The organism is Mesorhizobium sp. B2-7-2, from assembly GCF_006440775.1.
GTDB lineage: Bacteria > Pseudomonadota > Alphaproteobacteria > Rhizobiales > Rhizobiaceae > Mesorhizobium.
The window spans coordinates 43206-49498 of sequence record NZ_VFTZ01000033.1 but is presented as its reverse complement, the minus strand read 5'-3'; the positions used below and the strand labels follow the sequence as shown (position 1 = coordinate 49498).

The window sequence follows — 6293 nt, the reverse complement described above, 5'->3', positions numbered from 1 at the left end:
GGCGCGCAGCGCCGAGACGGATGAGGGGTGTTCCAGCGGAGTGAGACGCTGGCATTCCCTGGAGCACCCCTCATCCGTCGCCTTCGGCGACACCTCCCACAGGGGGAGAAGGGAACACCTAAAGCTCGAGATTCCACGTTTGCCCGACAAGATCCTTGCCGAAGGAATGATGGCGTTCTTCCTCGACCAGCTTGAAGCCGGCAGCCTGGTAGATGCGGCGGGCCGAACCAAGGATGTCATTGGTCCAGAGCGTCAGCGTCTTGTAGCCTTTGGCGCGCGCGAAGGCGATGCATTCGTCGACCAGCCGCCGACCGATGCCGAGGCCGCGCGCCGACGGTTCGACGTAGAGCAGCCTGAGCTTCGCGACCTTGGGCGACTTGCGCATGACGAAGACCGAGCCGACCACCTCGCCTTCGCGCTCGGCGATCCAGTTGCGCTCCCATTGCGGGACGAAGTTCTTGACGAATTCACCGAGGATCTCTGCGACCAGAGCCTCGTAGGTCTCGTCCCAACCGTATTCCTGTGCATAGAGCATGCCCTGGCGGTGCGTGACCCAGCCGATGTCGCCGACCTGCAGCGGCCGCAGGATATAGGGCACCTTGGCTTCAGGTCTGTCGCCGAGCAAGTCTTGGACGGTGCGCATAGCCTTGACCAGCCGCTCCTGGTCGGCCGGCGCCAGGCGATCGAGCAGCGTGCGCACCTGGTCATGCGAATCCTGGTTGAGCGGCGCGAAGGCTTCCCTGCCGGCTGGCGTCAGCGCGATCGAGGAGCGGCGCGCGTCGGTCTCACTGGCTTCGCGTCCGACCAAGCCGCGCTCCTCGAATTTCTTCAAGAGCCGGCTGACATAGCCGGGGTCGAGGCCGAGGTCGTGCACCAGGTCGCTTGCGACCAGCCCATCGCGATGGGCGAGCTCGTAAAGCACCCGCGCCTCGGTCAGCGAGAACGGACTTTTCAGCAGGCCCTCGTCGAGCAGGCCGAGCTGGCGGGTATAGAAGCGGTTGAAGGCGCGCACCGCATCGATACGGTCCTTGCCGGGGTGATTGTGGATGGTCATGGGAAATCCTCCTGCCATGGACAGGATCAACCATTTAGTTGACTGAGTCAATAAATATGGCAATTGATGATCTCGCGATAGGTCGAGCCGTTACGGTGGGTGCATCTCGGGCATGGTATTCCCGAATTGGGAAATCTCGCTTGTTCCCAAGATGGGAATACGCTATATGTGGTCATGCAGATCGTCAGCAAGAAAACGCTCGTAACGTTTTGGACCAAGCATCCACAGGCTAAAGCGCCGCTTACCGCCTGGTTCAACGCATCGAGCAAGGTCGAATGGAAGACCTCGGCGGACATCAAGGCCCAGTTCGGCACGACCGTGGATTTTGTCGCCGACAATCGCGTCGTGTTTGACATAGCCGGCAACAAGTACCGGCTGGTCGTGCATGTGAGCTACACATTCAAGCGGTTGCTGATCAAATTCGTCGGCACCCACGCCGAATATGACAAGATAGACGTGGAGAAGGTGTGATGGAAAACATTCGACCTATTAAGACCGAGGCTGATTACGATTGGGCCATTGCCGAGATCACTCGCTATTTCGACCATGAGCCCGCTGTGGGCAGCCCGGAGGCCGACCGCTTCGATGTGCTGGCTGCCCTGATCGAGGCCTACGAAGCCAAACACTATCCCATCGAAGAAACCGACCCCGTGGATGCGATCGTCGCCCATATGGAAATGGCCAATCTCGATCGGGCAGCGCTCGTGCGACTCTTGGGCTCAGCGTCGCGCGCCTCCGAGATCCTGACCCGCAAACGCGCGCTCACGATGGACATGGCATTCAAGATCAACCGCGAGTGGCATATCCCCGCGGAAGTCCTCATTCATCCGTACCATCTAGCGAACGATGGAAAAGAGACTGCCGCCGGATAACGCGGTCACCCCATCGGCAGCACCGGCCAGAACTCCACGATCCGCCCACCGGCGAATACCGCGATCGCGCCGAAATGCTGCAGCACCGCCTCGCTCTGCGTCGGCCGCAGGAAGGCATAGGCGCCAGGCTTGACATTCGTCCCTGCGGGCAGCCCCATGAACTGCTGGTTGGATGACAGGCCGATCAGCCCGTTCGGCTTCATCCCTGCGGGAAACACCGGCTCGGCCATCCACTTGCCGCCGTAGAGATAGCAGCCCTTGCGCGGGAAGAGGCCAAGCGCCTGCAGCGTGCGCGAAACGGCTGGCGGACCGGGCAGCATCGGATCGAGCGCCTTGAGGATCGGGGTGGCGATGAAGGCCGCCGGCTGGAAGCTCTCCAAGCCGGGCGTGTCGAAATCCTTTGGCAGCACGAAGGCCGAGCCGATCGACACTTCGTTGGCCACGCCGCCGCCATGCAGCAGCGCGGTCTTGGAGCCGCCGATGTTGAGAATGCGGCGCTGGTCCGGATCGAGGGCGGCGCCAAAATCGGCGGCTTTGGCAGAGGCCTGCTTCAGCGCCTTGGCCACGCCCCCGAACAGGCCCGGTATTTCCGGCGCATGCGCCTCATAGGCCATGATGCCGTCGCAGAGCAGACCTTTTGGAATTCTGAGCGCGTTAATCTCGGCGGGATCACGAAAACCGCCGCGATGCAGGCCGACGTCGACCTCGAAAGCGAAGCGCAATTCGGTGTCGAGCGCAGCAGCGAGCGCCCCGTATTCCGCCAGCCGTTCCGGCGTGTCGATCAGCCAGCAGACGCGCGACCACCAGCCGGCGCCGCCCCTGGTCAGCGCGGCCTTGGCGGCACCCACCGGAATCGGCTTGCCGTAGAGCAGATCGCCCTCGGGAAACGCGTCAAGCACGGCCTGCGTCACCGGCGGATGGAAGGTTATGAAGCGGTTGGTGCCAAGCGCCTTGGCGATATGCGAGAGCAGCGGCATGCAAGGCAGCGATTTGTCGACCAACCGCACGCCAAGGCCCGGTGCCAGCCTTTGCTTCACCAGCGCGATGTTGCTGTCCAGCCGGTCGCGATCGAGGACAAGGCAGGGCCGGAAAATCTCGGCGGCCATCAATGCGTCGGACAGGCCGGCGAAATAGGCGCTCATTGTTGGATGCCGAACAGGCCGGCCATGTAGGGCGACACGAAACGGTTTTGCGGATCGATGTCGCGCCGCACCGCCATCGCATCGTCCCAGCGCGGATAAAGCTTCTTGAAGTCCGCCGCCGTCAAGCTGTGCATCTTGCCCCAATGCGGCCTGCCGCCATACTTGCGGAAGATCGGCTCGGCGGCGCGCATGAAAGGCAGTGGATCATTCGCCGCATCATGGTGGATGGCGATCGAGCAGGTCAGCCTTTTGTAGAATGGCGAAAGCCAGAATTCGTCGGCCGCCACCGAGCGCACCTCCATCGGGAAATAGACTTCCGGGAAATGCTTTTCCGTAAGCGCAATGATCTCGGCCAATGCCTTGGGACCTTCCTCGTAAGGCAGGTGATACTCCATCTCGTTGAATTTGGTGCGACGCTCGCTGGCGTAGACGTTGAGCCAGTCCTGCACATAGTCTTCCGCCGGCACCTTCTTCACCGCCCCCCTGATCAGCGCCCGGCGCAACGACGGCAGCCAACGCAACGCTGTCCGCAGCTTGCGCAAAGTCGCCAGTCCTTCCTCGTCGTCTTCGGTCGGCCGCGTCGTCGGCGCCGCATCGCTGAGATCGCTGGCGATGAACTGGGCATATCCGGCAAATGGAATGTAGTAGAACTCGGCCGAGCGATGCGCGGCCATCATCGTCTCGAAATTTTTGAGCATGTCGCCGATTGGCAGCACCCATTTGCTGCGGCGCAGCCGATAGGTGGCGATGTTGTTCATCGCCACTTCGGTCAGCACGCCGAAGCTGCCCAGCGCGACGCCGGTGGCGTGGATCATGTCCAGGTCGTCTGCCCGGCTGAACTCGCGCAGCTCGCCTTGCCCATCGACGAACTGCACCGCCTCCAATTGCGTGTGATAGGCGCCGAGCGTCGGGCCCGAGCCATGCGTCGCCGTGCCCAGCGCGCCGCCGATCGCCTGGCGGTCGATGTCGCCCATGTTGGGCAGGCCCTGGCCGATGTTCTGCAGGATGTGCATCAGGGCGCCGAGCCGCGTGCCTGCCCTCACCCGGGCACGGTTGTTCGCGGCATCGTGCGAGACCAGCCCCTCGATCTTCTCCAGCGAGACGATGGTGCCGTCGGACTGAACCAGCGGCGTGAAGGAATGGCCGGCGCCGGCGACGCGCAGCGGACCGGCCGCCGAGCGCACCAGTTCGGCCAGCTCGCCGGCATCGGCCGGTGTCGCGATCATTTTCGGGGAAGCCGTGACGAAGCCGGACCAGTTGCTCCAGGGATTTGCCATTTTGACCCCTTTGCTCAGACCCGGCCGCGCCGCCGCGCGACCAGCACGAAAATGCCGAGCAAAAGCACGCTCGCCAAAGCGGCGGCAGCGGCGAATTCGGGCACGGGCCGGAAATCCGCGCCGTCGATCAGCAGCGAGGCGGCGACCGGGCCGATGGCGAGGCCGAAGAGTTGGGCGGCCGGCACCAGCAGCACCGCGGTGCGCGTCTCGTCGGCGGTGATCGCCAGCCGGATCTGGTAAGGCACGATGAAGAGCAGGATGAAGCCCATCACCAGCGCCACGGCCCAGAACACCGAAAGACCCGGGCCGGACGCAAGCAACAGCGAGCTGATCGCCGCGACGATCCCGATGACGGTGATGGCAAAACGATAGTCAATGCGCGCCTCGAAGCTTGTCGCGGTCATCGCGCCGAGCACCTGCGCGGCAAGGCTCGCCGAAACCATCAGGCCGACAGTGCGGCCATCGATGCCGAACTGCGCGCCGATGGGCTCGAGAAAAGCCCAGACGGCGCCGAAGAACATGAAATAGCAGAAGATCGACAGCAGCGCGGCGATCGCCGGCACGGTCGCCACGTTAGCGAACTGTTCTTGCTTGGGCAGATCGGCGTAGTCGTCCGGCACCGTCCATGCCACGACGAGCGAAAGCAGGCAGACGATGCCGAGCGCGATGAAGCCGCCGGCAGAGCCCGCTCTCGGCACGGCAAAGAGCGCGAGGATCAGCGCCAGCGCGCATTGCGCCAAGGTCTGCAGCGTGACGAAATAGCCGCCGATGCGCTCGGCCCGGCGCGAGCGGGCGATCAGCTCCGTCGCGACGGCGACCAGCCCGCCCTCCGCGAGGCCGGCCAGCGTGCGCGCGCCGATCAGCGTATTGGGGCTGCCGGCATAGGCGGTCCAGACATTGGCGAGCGCGAGCAGGACGAGCAGCACCGTGCTCTTCCAGCGCATGTTCCTGGCGGGAAGCAGCATCGCCACAACGCCCGAGCCGATCGCTATCGCGATCATCTCGGCGGTGGCGACCAGCGCCAGCTCGTCGCCGGTGACGTGACCTTCGGTGTAGAGCGCACCGAGCAGCACCGGCTGCAGTCCGAGGATGAGGAGGCCGACCGAGCCGATCCACAGCGCCGAGGCCAGCTGCAGGCCCGTCGGGTTGCCGACAAGCCAATCGCCATTTTCCGCTTGCGCGGCTTGCGATGCAGTCACGAGGCGCCCTCCCTTGCAGCTCGATCGAAAAACTGACAAGTTGTCAGCATTTGACGGAACTGATACTTGATCATGTTTCTTGTCAACCGCGAATTCGAGGCTTTCACGAGATTTGGCGCATGACGCAGACAAGGCGAACGGCGACGGAACCGCGGCGCAGGCCGAAGCAGGAGCGCAGTCGCGAGCGCATCGACGCGATCCTCGCCACGACCATGCGGCTGATCGGCGAAAAAGGCATCGACGCGGTGACGATGAAGGAAGTCGGCGCACTCGCCGGCGGGCCGATCGCTACCGTCTATCATTACTTCCCCAGCAAGTCGGCGATCCTGGCGATGCTCTATGAGCGGTTCTCCGAGGAAAGCCGTGCAAGGTTCGGCGCGATCATCGCCGGGATAGGCCGGCTGGACGACGTGACCGACGCGGCCGACCGCCTGCTCGACGATTATCATGGCCGTGTCGCCGCAGACCCGGCCATCCAGGACCTGCAGAACGCCATCCAGGCCGACAAGGCGCTGCAGCATCTCGACATCGCCGAGACGAGGCAACAGGCGAAGATGTTCTGCGATAAGGTCGGGCCGATGCTCCAAGCGGAGCAGCGCGAGGCGTTCGGACGTGTCGTGTTCCTGATCTTCCAGCTCGCCGGCGGCGTCGTGCGGCTGGCGCTGACGCAGGACGAGGCGGAGGGCCGGCGCACGATCGAAGATTATCGTTCGATCATCCACACGCAGTTGCGCTTGTTTCTCTGAGCG

The 6293-nt window shown here is 63.7% G+C and carries 7 protein-coding genes; 3 read left to right on the top strand and 4 right to left on the bottom strand.

Annotated elements, in window-relative coordinates; genetic code table 11:
* Positions 1-118 precede the first annotated feature (118 nt).
* Entirely contained in the window at positions 119-1054 is a 936-nt protein-coding gene (locus FJ425_RS28805; protein WP_140727593.1) for a helix-turn-helix domain-containing GNAT family N-acetyltransferase, read from the bottom strand.
* A 174-nt stretch (positions 1055-1228) separates the two neighbouring features.
* Here FJ425_RS28805 and FJ425_RS28800 point away from each other — a divergent pair, with 174 nt between their 5' ends.
* Together FJ425_RS28800 and FJ425_RS28795 are read left to right on the top strand one after the other, a co-directional pair.
* Positions 1229-1525: a type II toxin-antitoxin system HigB family toxin gene (locus FJ425_RS28800; RefSeq protein ID WP_140542535.1), complete on the top strand. Its 297-nt coding sequence runs from the start codon at positions 1229-1231 to the stop codon at positions 1523-1525.
* Positions 1525-1926: an XRE family transcriptional regulator gene (locus tag FJ425_RS28795; protein WP_140727591.1), complete on the top strand. Its 402-nt coding sequence runs from the start codon at positions 1525-1527 to the stop codon at positions 1924-1926. The genes FJ425_RS28800 and FJ425_RS28795 overlap by 1 nt, the downstream gene beginning before the upstream one ends.
* Positions 1927-1931: 5 nt before the next feature.
* Here the strand turns inward: FJ425_RS28795 and FJ425_RS28790 are convergent, their stop codons facing one another.
* Genes FJ425_RS28790 through FJ425_RS28780 form a run of 3 tightly spaced genes read right to left on the bottom strand, consistent with a single transcriptional unit; the run spans position 1932 to position 5544 of the window.
* Positions 1932-3068, bottom strand: a complete 1137-nt coding sequence (locus tag FJ425_RS28790; protein WP_140727589.1) for an alanine racemase — start codon at positions 3066-3068, stop codon at positions 1932-1934.
* Complete coding sequence (locus FJ425_RS28785) at positions 3065-4345, bottom strand: D-arabinono-1,4-lactone oxidase (RefSeq protein ID WP_140727587.1); 1281 nt, start codon at positions 4343-4345, stop codon at positions 3065-3067. Before FJ425_RS28785 ends, FJ425_RS28790 begins: the two co-directional genes overlap by 4 nt.
* Before the next feature lie 14 nt (positions 4346-4359).
* The gene (locus FJ425_RS28780) at positions 4360-5544 is read right to left on the bottom strand and encodes an MFS transporter (RefSeq protein WP_140727585.1); all 1185 of its coding nucleotides are present in this window, start codon (positions 5542-5544) and stop codon (positions 4360-4362) included.
* A 119-nt stretch (positions 5545-5663) separates the two neighbouring features.
* Between FJ425_RS28780 and FJ425_RS28775 the strand changes: the two genes are divergently transcribed.
* Positions 5664-6290, top strand: a complete 627-nt coding sequence (locus tag FJ425_RS28775) for a TetR/AcrR family transcriptional regulator (protein WP_140631132.1) — start codon at positions 5664-5666, stop codon at positions 6288-6290.
* The last annotated feature ends 3 nt before the right edge of the window (positions 6291-6293 follow it).